General features: G+C 60.4%; 25 protein-coding genes. 14 read left to right on the top strand and 11 right to left on the bottom strand.

Annotated features, from left to right (window positions below; all coding sequences use genetic code 11):
• Positions 1 to 124 precede the first annotated feature (124 nt).
• Together ACN0VH_RS13255 and ACN0VH_RS13250 are read left to right on the top strand one after the other, a co-directional pair.
• Positions 125 to 1,510 (top strand): DUF1800 domain-containing protein, encoded by a 1,386-nt coding sequence (locus tag ACN0VH_RS13255; protein ID WP_417700848.1) that lies wholly within the window; start codon positions 125 to 127, stop codon positions 1,508 to 1,510.
• Positions 1,511 to 1,548: 38 nt separating this feature from the next.
• A complete protein-coding gene (locus tag ACN0VH_RS13250; protein ID WP_417700847.1) occupies positions 1,549 to 2,793 on the top strand; it encodes a DUF1501 domain-containing protein in 1,245 nt (414 codons plus the stop codon).
• A gap of 343 nt (positions 2,794 to 3,136) precedes the next feature.
• Here the strand turns inward: ACN0VH_RS13250 and ACN0VH_RS13245 are convergent, their stop codons facing one another.
• Complete coding sequence (locus tag ACN0VH_RS13245; RefSeq protein ID WP_278923018.1) at positions 3,137 to 3,856, bottom strand: response regulator; 720 nt, start codon at positions 3,854 to 3,856, stop codon at positions 3,137 to 3,139.
• Between the two features lie 255 nt (positions 3,857 to 4,111).
• Between ACN0VH_RS13245 and mce the strand changes: the two genes are divergently transcribed.
• Together mce and ACN0VH_RS13235 are read left to right on the top strand one after the other, a co-directional pair.
• The gene (mce, locus tag ACN0VH_RS13240; protein ID WP_278923017.1) at positions 4,112 to 4,516 is read left to right on the top strand and encodes a methylmalonyl-CoA epimerase; all 405 of its coding nucleotides are present in this window, start codon (positions 4,112 to 4,114) and stop codon (positions 4,514 to 4,516) included.
• Positions 4,517 to 4,572: 56 nt separating this feature from the next.
• Positions 4,573 to 4,848 (top strand): DUF1467 family protein, encoded by a 276-nt coding sequence (locus ACN0VH_RS13235; RefSeq protein WP_417700846.1) that lies wholly within the window; start codon positions 4,573 to 4,575, stop codon positions 4,846 to 4,848.
• A 127-nt stretch (positions 4,849 to 4,975) separates the two neighbouring features.
• Here the strand turns inward: ACN0VH_RS13235 and ACN0VH_RS13230 are convergent, their stop codons facing one another.
• Complete coding sequence (locus tag ACN0VH_RS13230; protein WP_278923015.1) at positions 4,976 to 5,668, bottom strand: EI24 domain-containing protein; 693 nt, start codon at positions 5,666 to 5,668, stop codon at positions 4,976 to 4,978.
• Positions 5,665 to 6,243, bottom strand: coding sequence for a nitroreductase family protein (locus ACN0VH_RS13225; RefSeq protein ID WP_278923014.1), 579 nt, complete (start codon positions 6,241 to 6,243; stop codon positions 5,665 to 5,667). Before ACN0VH_RS13225 ends, ACN0VH_RS13230 begins: the two co-directional genes overlap by 4 nt.
• Before the next feature lie 166 nt (positions 6,244 to 6,409).
• Between ACN0VH_RS13225 and ACN0VH_RS13220 the strand changes: the two genes are divergently transcribed.
• The gene (locus ACN0VH_RS13220) at positions 6,410 to 6,697 is read left to right on the top strand and encodes a DUF167 domain-containing protein (RefSeq protein WP_278923013.1); all 288 of its coding nucleotides are present in this window, start codon (positions 6,410 to 6,412) and stop codon (positions 6,695 to 6,697) included.
• A 104-nt stretch (positions 6,698 to 6,801) separates the two neighbouring features.
• Here the strand turns inward: ACN0VH_RS13220 and ACN0VH_RS13215 are convergent, their stop codons facing one another.
• Positions 6,802 to 7,041 carry a DUF8831 family protein gene (locus ACN0VH_RS13215; protein ID WP_417700845.1) on the bottom strand — a complete coding sequence of 80 codons (240 nt, stop codon included), beginning with the start codon at positions 7,039 to 7,041 and terminating at the stop codon, positions 6,802 to 6,804.
• 158 nt (positions 7,042 to 7,199) lie between these two features.
• On the opposite strand from ACN0VH_RS13215, the gene ACN0VH_RS13210 reads away from it, so the two are divergent.
• The 4 genes from ACN0VH_RS13210 (at position 7,200) to ACN0VH_RS13195 (ending at position 9,081) form a co-directional block, all read left to right on the top strand.
• Entirely contained in the window at positions 7,200 to 7,937 is a 738-nt protein-coding gene (locus ACN0VH_RS13210; RefSeq protein WP_278923011.1) for a M48 family metalloprotease, read from the top strand.
• Between the two features lie 31 nt (positions 7,938 to 7,968).
• Positions 7,969 to 8,352, top strand: a complete 384-nt coding sequence (locus ACN0VH_RS13205; RefSeq protein WP_417700844.1) for a YigZ family protein — start codon at positions 7,969 to 7,971, stop codon at positions 8,350 to 8,352.
• 133 nt (positions 8,353 to 8,485) lie between these two features.
• On the top strand, positions 8,486 to 8,749 hold the full coding sequence (locus ACN0VH_RS13200; RefSeq protein WP_278923009.1) for a DUF6455 family protein: 264 nt from the start codon (positions 8,486 to 8,488) through the stop codon (positions 8,747 to 8,749).
• Between the two features lie 53 nt (positions 8,750 to 8,802).
• Entirely contained in the window at positions 8,803 to 9,081 is a 279-nt protein-coding gene (locus ACN0VH_RS13195; protein ID WP_417700843.1) for a DUF6455 family protein, read from the top strand.
• A gap of 65 nt (positions 9,082 to 9,146) precedes the next feature.
• On the opposite strand, the gene rimO is transcribed toward ACN0VH_RS13195, so the two are convergent.
• The gene (gene rimO / locus ACN0VH_RS13190) at positions 9,147 to 10,553 is read right to left on the bottom strand and encodes a 30S ribosomal protein S12 methylthiotransferase RimO (RefSeq protein ID WP_278923007.1); all 1,407 of its coding nucleotides are present in this window, start codon (positions 10,551 to 10,553) and stop codon (positions 9,147 to 9,149) included.
• Positions 10,554 to 10,746: 193 nt separating this feature from the next.
• Here rimO and ACN0VH_RS13185 point away from each other — a divergent pair, with 193 nt between their 5' ends.
• Positions 10,747 to 12,702 carry an AsmA family protein gene (locus tag ACN0VH_RS13185; protein ID WP_417700842.1) on the top strand — a complete coding sequence of 652 codons (1,956 nt, stop codon included), beginning with the start codon at positions 10,747 to 10,749 and terminating at the stop codon, positions 12,700 to 12,702.
• A gap of 129 nt (positions 12,703 to 12,831) precedes the next feature.
• Here the strand turns inward: ACN0VH_RS13185 and ACN0VH_RS13180 are convergent, their stop codons facing one another.
• From ACN0VH_RS13180 to ACN0VH_RS13165, 4 genes are read right to left on the bottom strand one after another with little or no spacing between them, the layout of a single operon-like run.
• Complete coding sequence (locus ACN0VH_RS13180; RefSeq protein ID WP_417700841.1) at positions 12,832 to 14,328, bottom strand: phosphomannomutase/phosphoglucomutase; 1,497 nt, start codon at positions 14,326 to 14,328, stop codon at positions 12,832 to 12,834.
• Between the two features lie 23 nt (positions 14,329 to 14,351).
• Entirely contained in the window at positions 14,352 to 15,185 is an 834-nt protein-coding gene (gene kdsA, locus ACN0VH_RS13175; protein WP_278923004.1) for a 3-deoxy-8-phosphooctulonate synthase, read from the bottom strand.
• 3 nt (positions 15,186 to 15,188) lie between these two features.
• Positions 15,189 to 16,940, bottom strand: a complete 1,752-nt coding sequence (locus ACN0VH_RS13170; RefSeq protein ID WP_417700840.1) for a KpsE/RkpR family capsule polysaccharide export protein — start codon at positions 16,938 to 16,940, stop codon at positions 15,189 to 15,191.
• Positions 16,918 to 17,577 (bottom strand): ABC transporter ATP-binding protein, encoded by a 660-nt coding sequence (locus ACN0VH_RS13165; protein ID WP_278923002.1) that lies wholly within the window; start codon positions 17,575 to 17,577, stop codon positions 16,918 to 16,920. The genes ACN0VH_RS13170 and ACN0VH_RS13165 overlap by 23 nt, the downstream gene beginning before the upstream one ends.
• Positions 17,578 to 17,668: 91 nt before the next feature.
• Here ACN0VH_RS13165 and ACN0VH_RS13160 point away from each other — a divergent pair, with 91 nt between their 5' ends.
• The 3 genes from ACN0VH_RS13160 to ACN0VH_RS13150 are packed head-to-tail and all read left to right on the top strand — an operon-like array spanning position 17,669 to position 19,310.
• Complete coding sequence (locus ACN0VH_RS13160) at positions 17,669 to 17,872, top strand: hypothetical protein (protein ID WP_278923001.1); 204 nt, start codon at positions 17,669 to 17,671, stop codon at positions 17,870 to 17,872.
• A 59-nt stretch (positions 17,873 to 17,931) separates the two neighbouring features.
• A complete protein-coding gene (locus tag ACN0VH_RS13155) occupies positions 17,932 to 18,522 on the top strand; it encodes a uracil-DNA glycosylase family protein (RefSeq protein ID WP_417700839.1) in 591 nt (196 codons plus the stop codon).
• On the top strand, positions 18,519 to 19,310 hold the full coding sequence (locus tag ACN0VH_RS13150) for an SseB family protein (protein WP_278922999.1): 792 nt from the start codon (positions 18,519 to 18,521) through the stop codon (positions 19,308 to 19,310). The genes ACN0VH_RS13155 and ACN0VH_RS13150 overlap by 4 nt, the downstream gene beginning before the upstream one ends.
• Positions 19,311 to 19,755: 445 nt before the next feature.
• Here the strand turns inward: ACN0VH_RS13150 and yghU are convergent, their stop codons facing one another.
• Complete coding sequence (gene yghU / locus ACN0VH_RS13145) at positions 19,756 to 20,637, bottom strand: glutathione-dependent disulfide-bond oxidoreductase (protein ID WP_278922998.1); 882 nt, start codon at positions 20,635 to 20,637, stop codon at positions 19,756 to 19,758.
• Between the two features lie 290 nt (positions 20,638 to 20,927).
• On the opposite strand from yghU, the gene ACN0VH_RS13140 reads away from it, so the two are divergent.
• Complete coding sequence (locus ACN0VH_RS13140) at positions 20,928 to 21,443, top strand: YHS domain-containing (seleno)protein (RefSeq protein WP_278922997.1); 516 nt, start codon at positions 20,928 to 20,930, stop codon at positions 21,441 to 21,443.
• A gap of 175 nt (positions 21,444 to 21,618) precedes the next feature.
• Here the strand turns inward: ACN0VH_RS13140 and ACN0VH_RS13135 are convergent, their stop codons facing one another.
• Complete coding sequence (locus ACN0VH_RS13135; RefSeq protein ID WP_278922996.1) at positions 21,619 to 22,212, bottom strand: GcrA family cell cycle regulator; 594 nt, start codon at positions 22,210 to 22,212, stop codon at positions 21,619 to 21,621.
• Positions 22,213 to 22,268 lie beyond the last annotated feature (56 nt).

Raw genomic sequence — 22,268 nt, 5'->3', positions numbered from 1 at the left:
CAGTGGTGCAAAGCCTGCCAGTCGGGGGTAGCCTGTCAGTCAGGCCCTCTGGCTGACAGGCCCCCTCGCTGATAGACACTACGGCGCTCGGTGCTACAATACTGAACCATGTCGGGAGAATACGATGCCCTATGATCCTGAACTGGCAGCGATCCGCTTTGGCTGTGGGTTGTCGCCAGGGATCCCTGCGCCAGGATCGGCCGACCAGATGCTGGCGCAGTTGCAGGGGCCGGATCTGGCGGCGCAGCACTTTCCCATCGCGGGCGCTACAGCGGGCCTGGCGGCCGTGCAGGGGTTTCGCCAGATGCGCAAAGAGGCCCGGCGCAGTCAGGGCACGCCCGAGGGCGAGCAAAGCCAAGAGGCCTTTCGCCGCTATCGCCGCCGCCATTTGCAGCAGCGCGATCACTGGTTTCGCCAGCTGTTGTTGCGCCAGATCACCACCCGGGATGGCCTGCGGGAACGACTGACGCTGTTCTGGGCAGATCATTTCACGGCTCAGGGCAAAGGTCAGGCGATGCGGCCCCTGGGGTATGGCTATGTCGAAAGTGCAATTCGCCCGAATATAACTGGCAGGTTCGAAGATCTTCTCATTGCTGCCGTCACCAGCCCCTTGATGTTGCACTACCTTGATCAGACCCACTCTCGGGGGGCGCACAGCCAGGCTTCGCGGCGTCAGGGGGGGCGTGGCGGGCTGAATGAAAACCTGGCGCGCGAGGTGTTGGAGCTGCACACTCTGGGGGTGAACGGCCCCTATAGTCAGGCGGACGTTGGGCAACTGGCGGAACTGTTCACCGGGCTCAGCTATCGCGTCAAATCCGGTTTTGTCTTTCGCAGGGCCCTGGCCGAATCCGGCGCAGAGCAGGTGCTGGGCCAGAGCTATGGCGGCGATACCGCGGGGCTGGAGCCTGTGTTACAGGCGCTGCGCGATCTGGCCCGTCACCCGGCCACAGCCGATCACATTGCCTGGAAGCTGGCAGTGCATTTCACCCGCGACGCCCCGGACCCCGCCCTGGTGGCGGACCTTGCCGCCAGCTACCGCAACAGCGGCGGCCATCTCGGCGTGCTGTATGAACGGTTGTTGACCCATCCGCTGGCCTGGGAACCGGGGCTGCAGAATGTAAAACCCCCCTTTGATTTCATTGCCTCCAGTTGTCGCGCTCTGGCGCTGTCACCCGCTGCACTGTCCGGGCTGAACGGCAAGCGCATCCGACAGAGCTTTCTTGTGCCGCTGAAAGTCATGGGTCAGAACTGGCAGGCGCCGAGCGGGCCGGATGGCTGGGATGAGGCAGATGAGGCCTGGATTACCCCACAGGGGCTGTCAGCGCGGCTGCGCTGGTCTATGTCTGCCCCCAGCCGTCTGCTCGATACTCTGCCTGACCCCGACGCCTTTGCCCGCCAAAGCCTGGGCGCGCGGGCTGATGCGCAGGTGCGGTTTGTTGCATCGGCGGCCGAAACCCGGGCCGAGGCCATTGGTCTGGTGCTCTGTGCACCAGGTTTTCAACGGCGCTAGGCCCAAACGGGGCCGGTGCTACAAAAGGGAGATCGCAGATGACGCTCTCACGTCGTAAATTTCTTGCCCGTAGTGGCCTGTTGGGCTGTTCATTGGCAGCCAGCCCGCTGATCACCCCGATGAGCTTTGCCGCCGCGCCCTGGGATCGGCGTCTGGTGGTGATCATTCTGCGCGGCGGCATGGATGGGCTGGATGTGCTCAGGCCCTATGGTGATCCTGGCTTTGCCGGACTGCGCCCCGGCTTGTTGCAGGCCAAGAACGCGGATGCGGCGGGCGGGCTTGATCTTGATGGTTTTTTTGCGATGCACCCGGCGCTGGCACCGCTGATGCCCCTGTGGCAGCAGCAAGAGCTGGGCTTTGTGCAGGCGGTTTCTACCCCTTATCGCGACCGGCGCAGCCATTTTGACGGGCAGGATCTGCTGGAGGCGGGCACCATTGGACTGGGAGAGCGCCGCGATGGCTGGCTGAACCGTCTGTTGCAGGTGCAAACCGGGGTGGTCGCGCGCACCGCATTTGCCATTGGAAATGGCGATCTGCGGCTGTTGCAGGGGGCCGCGCCAGTGTCGGACTGGTCGCCGGATGCCGATCTGGCGCTTAGCCCGCAGGCGGAACAACTGGCGACACTGATGATGCAGGAAGACCCGCTGTTTTCGGCGGCCCTGTCCGAAGCGCTGGCCCTGTCACGCGACGCGGCAGCGGCGGCGCCCGCCTTTGGGGGGCAAGCGGTCGACATGATGGCAGATATGGCAGCAGGCGCGATGGAAATGCCTCGCCCGGCCCCCGGCAAGCCGCATGTAAAGCTGGCCAGCTTTGCGGCGGAACAGTTGCGTGGGGATACCCGGATCGCGTCGTTCTCGCTGAATGGCTGGGACACGCACAACCGCCAGAAGGCATCTCTGAAACCGGCCCTGACACGGCTGAGTGATTGCATTTTAACGCTAAAACAAGAGCTTGGAGAAACTGTTTGGGACAAAACCGCAGTTGTTGCCATGACAGAATTTGGCCGTACAGTCCGCGAGAACGGCACCGGGGGCACCGATCATGGCACCGGGGGGGCGATGGTTCTTGCCGGGGGGGCAATCCGGGGGGGGCGCGTCTATGGGCGCTGGCCAGGGCTGGAGGAGGCGGCGCTGTATAATCGCCGCGATCTGATGCCCACGGGCGATGTGCGTGAGGCAACCGCCTGGATCATGCGGGGGCTGACAGAGACAGGCCAGAGGGATCTGGAAACCACAGTGTTTCCGGGGCTGCAAATGGGGCAGGACCCCGGATTTCTGCGGTAATACTTGGGATTTGGTGCCCAGCCCCCTGCCGATCAAGGGGCCCGCCAGCTGCGATAGCGCCAGACAGCAGCCGAATGAGAGGAACTGACACCAGAGTCCGTGGCGCCAATTTGCATTCGCGTGACTGGCTCTGCTTTTGTGGTGTCGCATGTCTTAGGTGCGCAAAACCGGTCCCCGGTGTTGCGCTACAGATTCTAGCGTTTCGTGGGGTGGATCAGCAAGGATTGCACGCTATCGGCTGCCCGAGCACGGTTGCGGCGGATGGCCCGGGCAGAATGTCGTGCTTGCAGGTAGAAAACAATGGCAAGGGTTGCCAGGGAAATGACAAGAACTTCCAGCATGATTAGATGGCGATCTTTTGTTCCAGTCGTTTATGCACCAGTCCGGCCATCAGCGCAGCATCACTGGCAACAGGGCGACCTTCCGACCGGGCGCGGGCCAAGTCTTCTGCGGCCTTGGCCAGGGGGGCATCGCCAGCGCTGCGGGCAACACCACCGACAAACTGTGCCAGATAATCCAGGGTTTTTTCTTCGCCCCTGTTGGTCAACAGGTCCGCCGCATGGGCCATGTCGTCCATAAATGCAAGGAGATCTGGCTCTATGGTTTCAGCGCTAACCTGACGAGGACCGCTAGGTTGGTCGTCACAGGGAAGGCGCGACAGGATGGCGTTTTGAAAACTCGCGAGTGAGGTGATCGGCTTGGCGATGAAGCCATCGGCACCAGCCTTGAGCGTGGCCTCTTCGACGCCTTCATCGCCGGAAATGGCGAGGACAATCCGGACCCTTGGGCGCGCAGCGTTCATTTCTCTGATGAGATCCAGACCAGAGCCATCTGGCAGGCCAACATCCGTGATCACCACCGAGGGGCGGTAGACCTGTAGGTGACGGCGGGCAGATTTCAGGCAATCGGCACGTCGAATACGGGCACCACTGCGCAGGCAGAGCAAACGCAGTGCCTCGCAGGCATAGCGACTGTCTTCGACGACCAGAATGGTCAGCCCCAACAGGGGGCGGCGGGCATTTGGCAATCTTTGGGCGGCAGCAAACAGTTCCGAATCGTCCATTACTCATACTCCTTCCGCGATACACAGGCTGACGCTATAAATTATTGGCTAATTCAAAGTTAACAGCGTCCAGCCGTGGCAGAGAGTGGGGCAGGGCGCAGACAGCGGCACAGGGCGCAGTTTGGCGGGCAGGGATGGCACGGGCGCGGTGGAACCCCGCGTGATATGGCGACCTGGGCGCATTGGCGCACTTGCACTGGCTGGCGGCACTTGTGCATATGGCAGCATAACGCATCGCCAAGGAGAAGCCAGATCATGATTGGACGCCTGAATCACGTCGCCATTGCCGTTCCCGACCTAGAGGCCGCATCGGCGCAGTATCGCAGCACGCTTGGTGCCAAGGTCGGCGCGCCTCAGGATGAACCTGATCACGGGGTGACGGTTGTCTTTATCGAACTGCCAAACACCAAGATCGAACTTCTGTATCCGCTTGGCGAAAACTCTCCTATCAACGGCTTTCTGGAAAAGAATCCGGCCGGGGGCATTCATCACATCTGCTATGAGGTCGACGATATCCTGGCCGCGCGCGATCACCTTCTGGCGGAAGGCGCGCGGGTACTGGGCGGCGGAGAGCCGAAGATCGGTGCCCATGGCAAGCCGGTCTTGTTCCTGCACCCAAAAGATTTCAATGGCTGCCTGGTGGAACTTGAACAGGTTTGACATTAGGTAGGTCCTGCTCTGACTGAGGGGCAGCATGCAAGCAAGGAAGATGCACAATGGGGATTACATCCGGTTTGGTTTTGTTCGCGGTGATCTGGTTCATGACCTTTCTGGTCATCATCCCGATCCGCATTGAAACACAGGGCGACAAGGGGGTGATCGCACCCGGCACCCATGCGGGCGCACCCGAAAATCATTATCTCAAGCAGAAGGCGCTGATCACCACCGGTGTTTCCTGTCTGTTGTGGATGCTGATTGCCGGCATCATTTTGTCCGGGGTGATCAGCGTCAATGATTTTGACTGGTTTGATCGCCTGCCAGACCCTGTCTAAGCCGAGATGGACCGGGGTCGCTGTAATCTGACAAATCAGTAACCTGACAAACGAAAGACCCGGCGCCACAGGCTATGTGGCTGCCGGGTCATTGTTTTTTGGGTGCTTGCTTTGGCGTGTCGGCGTTTCAACCCTGGCGCCACAGGGCATGAAACAGGTGGGTAAAGGTCGCCGCGCCCAGGATCGGGATCACCAGATTGACCAGTGGGATCGACAGCGGCATGGCCATCAGGATGCCGGCCCCCCAAATCGTGCCCTGATGCCTGCGGCACATCTTGCGGGCCTCAACCGGGCCGACGCGGCGGCTGGCGGCCAGGGTGAAATATTCCCGCCCCAGCAAGAAACCGTTCAGGGCCCAAAAGATAAAGGGCGCGGCGGGTGGGAAGATGACATAGAGGATCAGCGCCAGAATATTGGCCCCGATCAGCACCCCCAGAAAATTCATCGTATCCTTGACCGCTTCCCAGATGGGAATAGCCGCGACCTCTGGAAGGTGGGGGAAATGACGGTCTTCTACCGCCTGCGCCACCTCGTCCAGAAACAAAGAGGTAATGGCCGAGGCCACCGGCACCATCAGGAAGACCGATAAAAACATCATCAAAATGACAGAGCCGATGGAAAACACATCATCCAGCCAGGTGACGGACCCAATCAATGGCAGGGTAACGCTGGACGCGGTCAGCCATTGCACCAGCCCCAGAAACCCAAGGGTGGCGCCAATCAGCAGCGCCAGCGTCAGTCCGACACCAAGGAACAGAACCCGGCGAAACCGTGGGTCGCCCATTTGGCCAAGAGTTTTGAAAAACGCATCAAATATCATGCCGACATCCAGGTGGTCAGCTCTTCAAGATCCGGGCGGGGGCGTTCCGGTGGGATGGCGCCCTGGGTGGCGATATGGATGATCCCGGCGATGCGCTCGTTTTTGGCGAGGTTAAAGCCTTCCTCGCAGAACTGGCGGTCATGGCTGGCCCAACCTGACAGCCAATTGGCCCCCCAGCCCGCCGCCAAAGCCGCATTCAACAGTGCCAGGCAGACTGCCCCAGCGCTGTAGCTTTGTTCGATCGCTGGAATTTTTGCGCTTTCTTTCTGCACTTCGATCACCGCCACGGCCAGATGCCCCAGCTCGAACTGGCTGCGGCCCTTGGCAATATCCTCTGGTGATTTGCCCAAACGGGCGCCAGCCTGGCTGGTCAGATCGGCGAGGCGCGCCATGGCCGCCTTTTCGATCACCACAAATCGCCAGGGTTCCAGTTTGCCGTGGTCGGGGCTGCGGGCCGCAGCCTGCAACAGCGGTGCCAGCTCTGCGCGGCTGGGGGCGGGTGCGATCAGTGTCTTTGCCGGACGAGAGCGCCGCGACAGCAGGAATTGGAGGGCAGGAGCATTGGGTTGGGTCATATGTAAAGCCTTTTTACATCAATGAGCGTAATTTCGGCATCTATAGGCGGAAATTCAAGAGGAGGGGAGCGCAGTTTCTGTGCAACCCGTCAAGAGGACCCGGCAGCAGCCTGGGGCGCGGCAAAAATCTCTGGTCATGGGGGGGCTTTGCAGGCATCCCTTGCACATGGGAAAGCCAAAGAAGAAAGACCTGCCGGATCTGTCGCATCTTGCGGTCAGGGATGGATTGATTGCCGTGAAGGTGGTGCCAAAGGCGGCGAGGAACGCCCTGACCGTGGCGGATGGCCTGATCAAGGTTGCGGTGACGGCCGCGCCAGAAAATGGCAAGGCCACCGAGGCGGTGCGCCAGCTCTTGGCTCGCGCCATGGGGACGGCCAGCTCCAACCTGGAATTGCGCCGGGGTGCCACCTCTCGCAGCAAGGTTTTTGTCTATATCGGTGCAGAGCCGCGCTAGCGCATGTTGCGCAACTCAAACATGCGAAATCAGATGGGCAGGCATGCGGCCAGACTGCACATGGTTGCGACAAGCGCTAGACCAGATCTGATCTGTTCTTGCGCCTAGGGCTTGTCTGTCACCAGTCGATAGACGCCTTCGGGCAGGTCCAGGGCGGCTGCAAGGTCTCGCACCTGAGTATAAGAGAGGGTGATCTTTTGCACCTGATCGGTGCGCGCATCCAGCTGTTCAATCGTCACACATTCTGCAAAGGCATTGAGTGTAATGTCTTCTTGCAGCGGTGTTGCGCCTTCATCCAGCAGGGTGACGGTGGTGCAGTCAAAGTCATGTTCGATACTAAACATGGCTTATAGGGTGCCCCCATTTCCAAAGACTTGCAAGGCCATAGCGGGGCTGCCACAAGGTTCCCCAGGTTGGGCCGGTGGGGTACAATGCCGCGAACTGTGATTGTACCCCAGGCTCAATGCGGCTTATGATCCATGGCAGCAGCAGGGAACCCGATATGCGCCGTCCAATTTCCAAACTGGCTCTTGCCGTCACCGTTGCGTTTCTGGCGGGCTGCGGCATTGACATTGATGCGCCCCCTCCCGGTTCAGCGGGGGGTGGGGGATCGGTGGCGCCGCAGCTTGCAGGCATGGCCCCGGCGCAGGCGCGGCAGGCCTTTGCCACGGTCAGCCGCAGCGTGGAACCGGTTGCTGAACGCAGCTGCCGCGAGTTGTCCAAAGGGGTGAACTGCGATTTCCTGATCCGGATAGAGCCGAACCCGAATGCGCCGCCAAACGCCTATCAAAGCCTTGATAAATCCGGGCGGCCGGTGATCACCTTTACCCAGTCGATGCTGGGACAGATTGCCAACCGCGATGAACTGGCCTTTGTCATGTCGCATGAGGCGGCGCATCACATCCGTGGCCATCTGGCGCGTCAGCAGCAAAATGCAGTTGCGGGGGCCGTTTTGCTGGCGGGCCTGGCAAGCCTTGCGGGGGCTACGGCGGCAGATGTGTCGGCGGCTCAGGACATTGGGGCCAGTGTTGGCGCGCGCAGCTATTCAAAGAATTTTGAGCTGGAGGCCGATGAACTGGGTACGCTGATCACCCACAAGGCCGGGTATCGGCCCAGTGTTGGCGTGCAGTTCTTTTATCGTCTGCCCGATCCGGGGGATCGCTTCTTGGGCAGTCATCCCGCCAATCCCGACCGGGTGCGCGTGGTGCAGCAGACCATTCAACGCTATGGTTTGAACTAAACCTTCACTGTGACAAAACGGATGCCCCCAGATGACCTCGACTGACACCCCTGCCATTCCGCTGACCCAGCTGGGGGTGGTTCTGACGGATCGTGGCTCGCGCTATGCGGTGACGGGCGCGCCTGTGACATCGCGCGGGCAGGTCGATCAGGTACTGGCCGACCTGAAACAGGATCGCAGCTACGCCAAGGCAACGCACAACACCTGGGCGGCCCTTTTGCCGACAGGCGGGCTAAAGGCGGATGATGGCGAAAGCGGCGCGGGCATGGTGATCCTGCGGATGCTGGAACGTGAGGGCCTGCGCGATCACATTATCATCGTGACCCGCTGGTACGGCGGCAAGAAGCTGGGTGGCGATCGGTTTCGCCGGGTGCAGGACGCGGTGCGCGCCTATCTGGAACACCGCGCGGGATAAGTGGCCTTTGGCCTGTCTCTGCTTTCTATGGCGTGCTTTCCGGCGCTGTCCGCGCTGGCGTTGATCTGCATCAAAGCAAGTGTTCCCCTTGGTGCTAGGTTGTTTTCCAGCCATCACAGACGGAGGAATAAACATGCCTGACCTTCCAACACTTACGCGACATGCAGCCCTGTTTGATGACATGGGGCAGGCCCTTGGGCTGGATCTTCAGGAAGAAGCCATTTCCGGGCGGCTGCAGTTTGACGAAATCTGCGAGGCGGTCCTGCGGTGCGGTCGCTGTGCCCATCCAAACTACTGCGCGGCACAGCTCGCGCGGGGGACGAATAGGCTGGCTGTCGCACCCGACTATTGCCGCAACCGTGATCTGCTGGGGTTCCTGAAAGAGGCTGTCGCCTGATCCGCTCGGGCTGCTCTGATTGCCGCCACTCTCCACGGTAAAGGAACTTTGACATGCATCCGCTTGGGGAGCCAATGCAGCATCTTCATCTCTTGACCCGGATGGGAAAGGCCCTGGGCGTAGATCTGACCGAAGCCTTTCACCGGGGCGAGATCAGCGCCGAAGACTGGGCTGGGATGATCACCTCTTGTCGTGGATGCGATGCGCCAGAGGGCTGTAGAAGATGGCTGGACGCGCAGGAACGGGCCAGGGGCGCACCATCTGCGGTTCTGCCATTGGGCCAGTGCAGCAACGCTGCGCGCCTGTTGCATCTGCGCGACGGATCCCGCTAGCGGTGGCAATCCATGACAGCGCGGTCAGCGCCCCTGTACCCAGAACATACGCTGCCAGAGCATATCTATTCCGGGATGCATCCCCAAAGGTCATATTCGCCAGCCTCGTCCACCTCGACCGTCACCAGATCGCCGACCGATAGCCCATCGGTGCCTTCATCAATGAACAGGTTGCCGTCGATTTCCGGCGCGTCAGCCTTGGTGCGGCAGGTGGCGATGCCGTCTTCGTCGATATCGTCGACGATGACCTGCATGGTCTGACTGACCTTCGCCTGCAGCTTGGCTTCTGAAATGGCCTGCGCCTTTGCCATGAAGCGTTCCCAGCGGTCTTGCTTTACCTCGTCGGCCACATGATCGGGCAGCGCGTTCGAGCGCGCGCCAGCGACGTTTTCGTATTTAAAGCAGCCAACCCGATCCAGCTGCGCCTCATCCATCCAGTCCAGCAGGTGCTGGAACTCGGCCTCGGTTTCGCCGGGGTAGCCGACAATAAAGGTGGACCGCAGGGTGATGTCGGGGCAGATCGCGCGCCAGGCGGCGATTTCGGTCAGGGTTTTGGCGGTATGGGCGGGGCGCGCCATGCGTTTCAGCACATCCGGGTGGGAATGCTGAAACGGGATATCCATGTAGGGCAGCAAGGCATTGTCCGGGTCGGCCATCAGCGGGATCAGGTCGCGCACATGCGGATAGGGATAGACATAGTGCAGCCGGATCCACAGTTCATCCGCCGGGGCCAGCTTGCCCAGCTCGCGCGATAGATCCAGGATATGGCTGCGGACCTCTTCGCCGTTCCACGGGTTCACGTCGTATTTGCGATCCAGCCCATAGGCCGATGTGTCCTGGCTGATCACCAAGAGCTCGCGCACGCCGGCCTTGACCAGCTTGTCGGCTTCGCGCAGCACCGCATGGGCCGGACGCGAGGCCAGACGCCCACGCATATCGGGGATGATGCAGAACTTGCACTTGTGGTTGCAGCCTTCCGAGATCTTCAGATAGCTGAAGTGGCGGGGCGTCAGCTGCACGCCAGTGGCAGGCAGCAGATCAATGAATGGGTTGGGGTCGGCCGGCACGGCGGCATGGACCGCATCCAGCACCTGTTCGTATTGATGCGGGCCAGTGACGGCCAGAATACGTGGGTGATGTTCGCGGATGTAATCGGGTTCAGCCCCCAGACAGCCGGTCACGATGACCTTGCCGTTTTCCTTCAGAGCTTCGCCAATGGCTTCCAGGCTTTCAGCCTTGGCACTGTCGAGAAAACCGCAGGTGTTGACGATCACCGCATCTGCGCCTGCGTAGTCTGGCGAGATGCCATAGCCTTCGGCGCGCAGCCGGGTGAGAATCCGTTCGCTATCAACCAATGCCTTGGGGCAGCCAAGAGAGACCATGCCCAGGGTAGGCTGGCCCGCGCGGGCAGGCTCTCCCAGGATGGCTTTGGGGGCGAGGTCGGGGCGAAGCTCTGGCGGATTGCTGGTCATGGCTGCGCATATAGTACGGGCGGGCGCCTTTGGGAATGGAGGATTTGCATGCAGGCTCGGTGATGCCTCTGCGGTCTTTGTGCCAGGATTGGCCCCACAGGGCGGGGCAAGCGACGCAAAAGCCTTGCATTGCCGCATTGCACCTGCTGTGGCTTGCGCTAATCTGTTTGAAATCAAGGGGCAGGAGCAGAGCATGCGGTGGATTTTTCGGATATTGAGCGCATTGGTCGCGACGGCGTTGCTTCTGGTTGCGCTGGTCTTTGTGTTGCCGGGAGAGAAAATCGCTGGTCTGGCTGCGGATCAGATCGAGGCCCAGACGGGCCGACGCCTGACATTTCTTGGGGATGTGCGCTTTACGCTTTGGCCGATTCTCGGGGTGAAATCCGAGGCGGTCACCCTGTCCAACGCGGACTGGGCCGGGCCAGAGCCGATGCTGACCGCTGAACGCCTGTCGATTGGGATTTCGGCCTCTGATCTTTTGCTGGGTAAAGTCCGCGTTACCGAGGTTTCGGCGCTATTGCCGCACCTGAACCTGAGCGAGCGAGAGGATGGCCTGGGCAACTGGGTGTTGGAGGGCCGCGGCGCTGCGGCCCCTGCGGGCAGCGGGGGGCAGTCGCAGAGGCAGCAGGCCGACATTCCCGCTATCAGCATCGAAAAACTGACCCTCGCCGGGGCCTCTGTGCGCTATCGCCCGCACCAGGGGGCACCAGTTGAATTGTCGGCGATGGATCTGGTTTTGAACTGGCCGGACCCCAGTGGCACCGTCAATGTGGATTTGAACTTCCTCCCGCTTGGGGCACCCATGCGTGTACAGGCCGAGGTCGGCACCTTTACCTCTTTCCTGAGCGGCAATGTCGCCTCGGTCGGGGCCACGGTTTCGGCGAATGGTGGTATGCTGCGCTTTGACGGGCGGGCCGATCTTACCGGGGCGGCAACCGGGCGGATCACCGCCAAGGCGACAGATACCAGCGCCTTTCTCGCGGCCTTTGGTCAGGCTGGTATCACCCTGCCACGCGGTCTGGGTCAGGCGCTGAGCCTGGGTGCGGATGCGACCTATACCACAGACGGCCGCCTGGCCCTGCGGGATATGGCGTTGGATCTGGATGGCAACCAGTTGCAAGGGGCGCTGGATTTGACCCTGACGGAGGTGCCGCAATTCACCGCGCAGCTGAACGGCACGCATTTGCAGGTGCCGGGGCTTGCGCCTGTAGCGGCCGGGGGCGGATCCGGCGCGCCCTCCGGTAGCGCGGCGGCCAGTTCTGTCGGCTGGTCAAAAGAGGCGATAGATGCCGCGGCGCTGGGGCTGGCCAATGGCACGGCAGTGCTGAGCTTCAAGAGCCTGAATGCGGCTGGCTATGAGTTGGGGGCCAGCAAGCTGTCGCTGACCCTGGATCGGGCGCGCGGGGTGCTGAAATTGCAACCGGCGGTGCTGTTTGATGGGCTGGTGCAGGGGCAGGTGGTTGCCAATAACCGCAATGGGTTCTCGACGGGTGGCAAGCTGAGTTTTAGCGGTATCCGGTTGGAAAAGGCGTTGGACCAGGTCGCAGGCTATGACCGGATGAACGGCGAAGCGCTGGGCGAGCTGGAGTTTCTTGCCTCTGGCAACACGGTGGATGAGCTGATGCACTCGCTTTCGGGCAAGGGCTGGCTAGAAGTCAACAAGGGCTTCTTTTCGGGCTTTGACCTTGAGGGGCTGATGCGGTCTGGCAAGGGCAATGGCGGCAGCACGGTGTTTGACCAGTTGACCGGCAGCTATGACATCGCGCAGGGGAATATGCGAAATGATGATCTTCTTGTGACACTCAAGGGGTTGCGGGCCGAGGGGGCCGGGCGGATCGGACTGGGGGCGCGGGATCTCGACTATCTGTTTTCACCCACGATTGCCGGGGTGAACGGCGGCAATGGTTTGACCATTCCCGTTTCGATCACCGGTCCCTGGGCCGACCCCAAGATTCGGCCTGATCTGAAAAACGCGCTGCAACCGCAGATCGACGAGGTGGAAGCCGAAGCCAAGGAGCGCCTGCGTGAAAAGCTTAGCGAAGAGCTGGAAACAGAGATCACGCCAGAGCAGGACCTGAACGAGGTAATCCGCGACCGTATCGAGCAGGAGGCCAAGGATCAGTTGCAGCGCCTATTGCTGGGCGATTGATACGGGGAAGCGCGCCCTGTTACATTGGCCCGCCTGGCGGCGGGACCGATCAAGCAAAAGGGCCTGCCGTTCGGCAGGCCCTTTTACGATTGGAGACCCTGGCTGAAGAGCGATGATCAGCAGATCGGATCAGATGGTTTGATCGTAGTCCCCGACCAGGGGTTCGCTACGGACCACTGCGTCGATATCGGCGAAGATAGCGCGCATTTCTTCTTCACTTTCTGAACTTTCGCAGACCACAACCAGGTTTGGCGTATTGGAGGAGGCCCGCACCAGGCCCCAGGAGCCATTGTCGAGGATCACACGGGCGCCATTGACGGTGACCACCTCTTTGATGGCGCGCCCGGCGATGGTTTCTTTGGCGGCGTGTTTGGCGACCAGTTTTTCGACCAAGCGGTCCAGTACGGTGTATTTTTCCGTGTCGGCGCAATAGGGCGACATGGTTGGGGTCGACCAGGTCTTGGGCAGCGCCTTGCGCAGGTCCGACATCGACATTTCCGGGTTGCGGTCCATCAGTTTGCAGATCTCAACCGCAACGCGCATGCCACAGTCGTACCCGCGGCCTATGGGCTCGGCCAGGAAATAGTGGCCGGATTTCTCAAAGCCCGCCAGCGCGCCGATTTCTTTCACCCGGCGCTTCATGTGGCTGTGGCCGGTTTTCCAGTAATCTGCTGTCACGCCGTTTTTGATCAGTTCCGGATCTGAGGCAAAGAGCCCGGTGGATTTTACATCGGCCACAAAGGTCGCGTTAGGGTAGATCTTGCTGAGGTCGCGCGCCATGATGACGCCAACCTTATCGGCAAAAATCTCTTCGCCCTCGTCATCCACCACGCCGCAACGATCACCGTCGCCATCAAACCCCAGCGCCATATCGGCCCCCGAGGCTTTGACGCTGGCAGACATATCATGCAGCATTTCCATGGCTTCGGGATTGGGGTTGTAGTGGGGGAAGGTGTAGTCCAGCCTGTTGTGGCTGGGCACCACTTCGACGCCGATCCGTTCAAACAGCTCTGGCGCAAAGGCCGAGGCGGTTCCATTGCCGGTGGCGCAGACGACCTTGAGCTTGCGGGTCATTTTGAAATCGCCAACCAGATCGTCAAGATAGGCCTCTTTGACACCATCGACAAATTCGTAAGAGCCGCCTGCGCGGGCCTCGCCTTCGCCGTTCAGCACGATATCGCGCAGTTCCGACATTTCGTCCGGGCCATGGGTGAGGGGACGTTCAAAGCCCATTTTAACACCGGTCCAACCATTGGGATTGTGGCTGGCGGTGACCATGGCGACCGCAGGCACGTCCAGGTGGAACTGGGCGAAATAGGCCATGGGCGACACCGCCGGGCCGATGTCCTTGACCTGAATACCCGCCTGCATCAGGCCCAGAATAAGCGCCTGTTTGATCGCCAGAGAATAGTCGCGGTAATCATTTGCAACGGCGATGACCGGGGGAATGCCCCGGCGATGCATCTGGGTGCCCAGGCCAAGGCCAAGCGCAGTCATGCCGGGCAGGTTGATTTCTTCGGGGTATTTCCAACGGGCATCATATTCACGAAAGCCGGTGGGGGTAATCATCGGGTCACGCAAAAAATTCCAGGTGTTTGGCTGCACCGGAGAGCTTGGTTTCTTCATCTTAAAAAAAATCCCTTTTGGGCTCAAATATGTATGGGGTTGGCTTTGGCAAGCGCATCAAAGGCCATCAAGGTCTCGATAAGTTTCGGCATCTGATCGAGATAAATCATGTTTGGCCCGTCGCAGGGGGCATTGTCCGGGTCTTGGTGGGTTTCCATAAAGACCGATGCAATGCCAGTCGACACTGCGGCGCGGGCCAGGACCGGGGCAAATTCACGCTGGCCGCCCGATGCACCGCCAAGACCGCCGGGCTGGGCCACGGCATGGGTGGCATCCATCACCACCGGATATCCGGTGCGCGCCATTTCCGGCAGGCTTTGCATATCGACGACCAGACGATTGTAGCCAAAAGAGACGCCGCGTTCGGTCAGCATGATGCGGGTATTGCCGGTGCTTTCGATCTTGGCCACGACATTGGGCATGTCCCAAGGGGCCAGAAACTGGCCTTTCTTGACATTGATTACCGCACCTGTGTGCCCTGCCGCGAGCAAGAGCGAGGTCTGGCGGCACAGGAATGCCGGGATCTGCAGGATGTCGACCACGGCTGCAACGGGGGCGCAGTGCTCGGCCTCGTGAATATCGGTGAGCACAGGCACGCCGATGGCATCCTTGACGGATTGCAGCACCTCCAGCCCCTTGTCGAGGCCAAGCGCGGGCTTGGCATTGATCGAGGTGCGGTTGGCCTTGTCGTAAGAGCCCTTGAAGACATATTGCGCCCCGGCCTTGTCACAGGCTTCTTTCAGGGTGCCCGCAATCATCTGGGCGTGATCTGCGCTCTCGAGTTGGCAGGGGCCAGCCAGAATGGTCAGGGGGCGATCATTGCCAATGGAGAGGTCGGCGACTTGGATGTTTTTCATGACTTACGATGAAACCTGTTCCCGGAGAATGGATGCTGTGAGTGAACACAACAGATAGATACCGGAAAAGATCAGGAATGCCAAAATCGTATTTTCAAACTTGCGCGGATAGGAGGGTTCCTGGCTTGCGACGGGGGCAACAGCGGTGGTCAGATACCGCACCTGGCGGTTGGCCTCCATACGGGTTGATTCCACTTGCTGCAAAGCCGATTGCAGCATCAAATCGCGGGTGGCGAGGTCGGCCTGGGCCATCTGGATTTGCACCCGTGAATTGGCCAGCGAATTTTCGCCTTCCGAGGCATCGGTCATGCGGTCATTCAGTCGATTGATCACCACAGTCAGGCGCGCGATATCGGCCTCGACACCGTCGACCTTGGCGCGGTTGGGGCGGGTATTGTCCATCAGGGCGGCCAGTTCCAGCTCTTTTTGCTGCAACTGCACCTCAAAGGTGTTTATCTGCGAGCGCAGCGACAGGATGACGCCTTCAGGATCCAGCACCGTGCCATCTTGTTGCAGCTCGACCAGGCGGCGCTGGGCTTCGCGGCGTTTGGTTTCGGCCAGCACCAGGGCGGCTTCGGATTCGCGCACCTGATCCGCGCGCTTTTGTTCCGACAGGTGGTTCACTTCTTCCTGGGCATAGGAAATCAGGCGACGGGAAAAATCAGCCGAGACCTCGGGGTCGGCGGCTGAGACCTCCATGCGGACCACGCCTTCGGTGGGATCATAGCCGATTTTCACGTTGCGCTTGTAGGTTTTATAGGCCTGTTCATTGGTTGCATTCGGATCCAGCCGCTGGATCGGGTCGATCCAGTCCTGGGAAAAATGGGATTTGAAGCCGATTTCATCATCCAGGCGCAGCATGGCGCCCTTGGATTCCAGGTAGCCTTGTACCGCGATGGAATCCTGGCTGGTGGCAAACTGGGTGCCGCTCAGCAAGCCACTGACAGCGCCGGCACCATCAGCCTTTAGCACCAGAAAGGCGGATTTGGTCGCATACATCGGAGTGGCGACAACGTAAAAGAAATAGCCGGTGATCAGGGTTGGCAGCATGACAAAAAAGGCCAGACGCCCCATCAACAGAACCAGTTTACGACGGCGTCGTCTGGCGATATCTTGCTGAATTTCCTGAATTTCCCGGTTGCGTCGTTCTGCCGGGCTCAGATCGGTTGAGGGCAGATTGGTCTTGGCTGTCGGCACGGTCTGGGGCAGTTGTACCCGGCTGTCACCACCGGGGACACCGTCTGGCTTGGCCTTGTTTTGCGGCACCACCAGTTCCAGCATGTTGGCATGCTTAAAGGGGTCAATGCCCTTTTCGCGCAGCAGCCGCACGGCCTCAAAATCCGAGGTCGCCGGCAGGTTATGCTTTTGTGCGACGCGGCGTGCCATGCGCAGTTGTCGCCCCGTCAGCCCCTCGCTTCGGATCGCATCCATGTTGGTTTCCAGCTGGGTTTCACGGGCGGAACTGACCTCACCTGACAGGGCGTCCCCCGGTTTTGGCGCGGCCTTAGCCTTGTCGGATCCAGACGGTGCCCGGCTGGCAGAGCCGCTGACCTGCGCGGCATCGGACGGTATCGTCTCAGCCTGCCGAGAGCTGGCCGGGGCCATCTGGGCAGAGGCGCTGGCAGCGTCAGCACTGCTTTGGGCACTCGGCGCTGGGACTGCGCGTGCAGCTGCTGGTTCTGTCGCGGGACTGCCCCCCGCGGTTGCGGGGTTGCGGCGAATTCTGAACTTTTTAGCCTTGGGTTTGATAGTCATAGAGCTGTTTCGCTTCTTCCAAGGTTTCAAACTGATTTAATTGCCCGTCCAGCAGCACAGCCGCCGAGCGGGCAAATTTTTCCAAGGTCTTCGCCTGATGCGAGACGATGATGATGGTGGTGGTCTGCAAGCGTTCCTGCAGGATCGTGCCAGCCTTTTTGTTGAACTCCACATCGGTGGTGCTGGGCATGCCTTCGTCGATCAAGTAGATGTCGAAGTCCAGAGCCAGCATCAGCGAAAAGCTGAAACGGGCGCGCATGCCTGAAGAATAGGTGCCAATGGGCTGGTCGAAATATTCGCCCAGACCACAAAGCCAGCGGCAATAGGCTTCGACATAGTCGGGGTCCAGACCGTAAAGATTGGCGATATAGCGTGCGTTGGCCAGGGCAGACAGGCGGCTGACAACCCCCCCCATGAAGCCAAGCGGAAAAGAAATCTTGCAGCCGCGCCTGATTTCGCCCTCATCCGGTTTTTCCAGCCCGGCCATCATATTGATCAGGGTTGTCTTGCCCGTGCCATTGGGGGCCAGGATGCCAAGAGATTTGCCCAGCTCAACCCGAAAAGACGCCTGGTCGAGGATGACCTTGCGCTGGGTTCCAGTCCAGAAGGACTTGCTGACATTTTCAAATTCAAGCATCGTTTGTTCCGGTTGGTGCTGGTGGTCGGCTGGCTTTCTGGCCTTTGTGCTGGCCCGATGGGGCGAAGAATATATCAGGAATGTTAAGGGTATGGCCTCTGACTTGGGCTTTATTATGTCGAATTATGGCATAATTATTCAATCATTGAGTAACCAATTGGGCCAAGGTCAAGCAGGCATCATGCGCGAAACGATGGTGGATTATACCTTTAACTGTTTTGATTTTGGAAACAATGCGCTTGCGCAGCGCCATGCAGATAACTCTGTCGCGGCGCGGGCGGGTTGGCACCGGTGACGTAGCGCCGTAGTCGCGCGTCGGATCAGCCGTCGGGCCGCGATGAACAGGAGGAAACGATGCAGGCAGACGAGCTTTGTGTGCAGATCAGCGCCTGCCGAATTTGTGCCGATCGGTTTGCCAAGACGCAGACCGCGCACCAGCCGCGCCCGGTGGCCTGGTTTGCCACTGGCGCGCGCATCCTGATTGCGGGGCAGGCGCCGGGGCTGCGGGTGCATGACAGCGGGCGCCCCTTTACCGATGCCTCGGGGGATCGTTTGCGCGACTGGTTGGGGCTGGAGAAGGCGCAGTTTTATGATCGCGCACAGGTGGCTATCGTGCCGATGGCTTTTTGCTTTCCCGGCTATAACCGGCAGAAATCGGATCTGCCCCCGCCGCCGATCTGTGCCCGCACCTGGCATGACAAGGTGCTGCAGGCACTGCCGAATATAGAGCTGACCGTTCTGGTCGGTGGCCATGCGCAGTGCTATCATCTAGAAGGGAAGACCCCGGTCAATCAACGCGTTGCCGCCTGGCGGGACTATGCGCCGCGCGTCTTTCCCTTGCCTCATCCCTCCTGGCGCAATACCGGGTGGTTGAAACAAAACCCCTGGTTCGCGGCAGACCTGCTGCCGGTTCTGCGGGGCCGGGTAAAGGAGCTGATGAGATGAGCGAGACAACCCCACTGGATCAGGCGCATGCAGCCATGCAGGCCGCACCGGAGGATGATGGCGTCAGGCTGCGCTTCTATGAGCGGCTGGCGGATAGTGAACTCTTTATGATGCTGAGCCAGGAGGCCGATGGGGATCGCATCTCACCGGAGCTGTTTGAAACGCCAGAGGGGCGGTTTGTCCTGGTCTTTGACCGCGAAGACCGGCTGGCACAGTTTGCCGGGCGTGCGGTGCCCTATGCCGGGCTGGCCGGGCGCGGGGTGGTCGAAATGCTGGCGGGGCAGGGGATTGGCCTTGGCGTGAACCTGGAGGTTGCGCCCTCATCGACGCTGCTGGCAGCACAGGCCGTTACCTGGCTGCATGAGACCTTGCAGAATGTGCCAGATCAGGTGGAGGCTGCGATCCAAGAGCTCTTGCCACCTGGCGGTCTACCCGAGGTTCTGCTGGGGGCCCTGGATGCCAAACTGGCAACCGCTGCAGGTCTGGCCGCATCTGCCTATCTGGTCTCTCTGCGCTATCAGGGGGGTGGCCAGGGGCATTTGCTGGGCTTTGTCGATGCCAAGCCCGAGGCCGAAGGTGCCCTGGCCAAGGCGGTTGGCGAGGCACTGACCTTTTCGGGGATTGCCGCCGGGGCTCTGGATGTGGGGTTCTTCGCCGGGTCGGATCAGATGGCGGCCCGGCTGGCACGGGTTGGGTTGCGGTTTGATCTGCCACTGCCGGAAGAGCCAAAGATCTACCAGCCGCGCATTCCGGGCAGCGACCCGGAGAACCCGCCAATCCTGAAATAGTTGGGCCGACAGAACGTCATGTCGGCGGCTTTAGAGTATGATCACCCTGCAGGGGTAGGCTCCCGCCCGTCATCCCCCCTTGCGGGGGTCTTCCCGTTGGGCCCAGCGCCGCGCGATGCGCGGCGATAGTGGCTGGCGACAGCGAGTGGCAAGAGCCTGAGTGCTGCGATTTGTTGCGGACTTGCACCGGTATGGGGCACCGGGATGGGGCACTGGGTTCGCACATTGAGTTCAGGCACCGGGTCGGGTTCTGCCGATCCGGCAACGGCGTGGCCAAAGCATGTCCTGCTGGTGCAAATGCCGTGGCCACTCGCCATTGCAGCTTGCAGTATTGCGGTAGCGCACTGCGCTTTTGCGCAGTGCCGGGCCCAAGGCCATTGAGGTCATTTGGCCTTGGCCAAACGACCTCTGGGCGCGGGAGCCCCCGCCTGCTCGTGTTCTGGCGTTAGCTGTTGGTTTCGACCGCTTCCAGCTTGTCCTGCGTACGGGTGTCAAAGTCACTGGCGTCGTGGCGCTCGTGCAGCTGGGTGTGTGGCTCGCCAAAGGCGCGGTTGACCATGCGACCCCGGCTGACGGCGGGGCGGGCGTCGATCTCTTTGGCCCAGCGCATGACGTGCTCGTAGGATGCCACATCCAGGAATTCGGCCGCGCTATACAACCGTCCCAGCACCAGCTGGCCGTACCAGGGCCAGATCGCAATATCGGCAATGCTGTAGTCCTCGCCCGCGATAAAGCGGTTGTCAGCCAGCTGCCGGTTCAGCACATCCAGCTGACGTTTGGTTTCCATGGCGAAGCGGTCGATCGGGTACTGCCATTTTTCCGGCGCATAGGCGTAGAAGTGGCCAAAGCCGCCGCCCAGATAGGGCGCACTGCCCATTTGCCAGAACAGCCAGTTCATCACTTCGGTCCGGGCCGGACCTGATGCAGGCAGGAATTCGCCAAACTTTTCCGCCAGATGCACCAGCATTGAACCGGATTCAAATACCCGCAGAGGGGTCTCTCCGGTCAGGTCATGCAGGGCAGGGATTTTGGAATTGGGATTGATCGCAACAAAATCAGAGCCAAACTGATCGCCTTCACCGATATTGATCAGCCAGGCATCATATTCCGCGCCGCTATGGCCCTTGGCCAGCAGCTCTTCCAGCATCACCGTGACCTTTACCCCGTTGGGCGTCGCCAGCGAATAAAGCTGGAAGGGGTGCTTGCCGACAGGCAGTTCCTTGTCATGGGTCGGGCCGGAAATGGGGCGGTTGATCGAGGCAAACTGGCCGCCATTGCCCTTTTCCCAGGTCCAGACGGCTGGTGGGGTATAGGTTGTATCGCTCATCGTGTGAAAACCCTGTCTTATGTGAGTGATGGCCCCTGCGCCGAAAACGCCAGGCCGCTGCGTAAGCTAGATAAGACCCTTGCTTAATATTCCAATGACTGGAAGGTCTATTCTGATCAACTTTTTGCGTCATCACAATAACGCCGGGGAAGACACAGTGGCGTGAGCCCCCGTTTCGCGGTGCCTGGGAACCGGCTAGCTTGCTGTCATGCGGGCTGATCGGCCTGTCTGTTGCGGCTATGGCTGCCGCAGCTGTGAATGTAGAATAGATAGATAGGAGAGTGAGCCTGATGAAGAGATTTGCATATGCAGCCCTGGCAGCCCTGAGCTTTGGCCTGCCTGCCTTTGCTGGTGAACAATTTGTCGACCAGACCGGCTTTGCGGTCTCTGGCTATGACGTGGTGGCCTATCGCAGCCTCAAGCAGAGCCCAGTTGGCACGATGCAGGTGGCAGCCGTTCCTGGGCAGGCGGATATCACCGCAGAATACAATGGCGCGACATTCGCCTTTGCCAGCCAGGAGAACCGCGACATGTTCCTGGAAAACCCCGAATATTTTGTGCCGCAATATGATGGCCACTGCGCCTATGGGGTCTCCAAGGGGGGGAAGGTGCCGGGAAACCCCAATCTGTGGCGCATCGTGGATGACCGGCTTTATCTCAACATCACCAAGAATGTTGTTGGCTTCTGGGAAGAGGATATCCCCGGTAATATCACCTTGGCCGAAGGCAATTGGCCGGGGATCGAGCCAGACGCTGCCTCTGAAAACCCAATTCCCAATTTCACCTCTCAGGCGCCAGCGCAATAAGATCGCGCGCGCAGGCGAGGCAGAACAGGCAGGTGAGGTGGAATTGCCTGGCCCCGCATAGCAAAAGCCCCGCGCCATAGGCTGCGGGGCTTTTATCAAAATAGATCGCTGCGGACGAACGCTTGCGCATATTTTCAGCGACGCAATACTGGTCGCCACTATTGCATGGGGGGCTCTAACGTTTGCGGTCGCGGCGGGCACTCATTGGCTGGAAGGCGACGCCAACATGCGCCTCGCAATAGGGTTTACCCTGCTGCACTGGCAGGCCGCAGAACCAGAAATCTTCGGTGGCGGGGTCACCAACGGGCCATTTGCAGGTGCGCTCAGTCAGGTCCATCAGGGACAGTTTCTTGGCTTTTTTCTCAACCTCGTTGACCTTGGCAAGGGCCTCTGGGCTGATTTCATTGGCCGAGGGCTGCGGCGGCAGTGGCTGACCAGCCGGGATGATCTGCTTGCGGGCAGGCACCACGGGGCGCGATTCTGTGGTTGTCGCCGTATTTGCGGCTGGCGGGGTCGTGGGGCGCGCGGGTTCTGTCTTGGGTTGCGGTTTGGGCTTTGGCGCTGGTTTGGCGGCCGCGGCAGGCTTTTCCTTTGGCTCGGCTGCGGCCTTGGCGCCGGTGGTCGCACGGTTGGACAGGCCGAGGCGATGCACCTTGCCAATCACTGCGTTGCGGGTCACCCCGCCCAGTTCTTTTGCGATTTGGCTGGCCGACTGACCTTCGCCCCACATCTTTTTGAGCAATTCGACGCGATCGTCTGTCCAGGACATCTGTTGCCTTCCCAAGCTAAAAGCGGCCCCAGAATCCTGTGGCCGCCATCGAGTTC

The sequence above is a fragment of the Pseudophaeobacter sp. genome (genome assembly GCF_048267565.1).
Classification (GTDB): Bacteria; Pseudomonadota; Alphaproteobacteria; order Rhodobacterales; family Rhodobacteraceae; genus Pseudophaeobacter; species Pseudophaeobacter profundi.
Note: the sequence above shows the minus strand (reverse complement) of the source record. Positions and strands in the feature narration are given on the sequence as shown.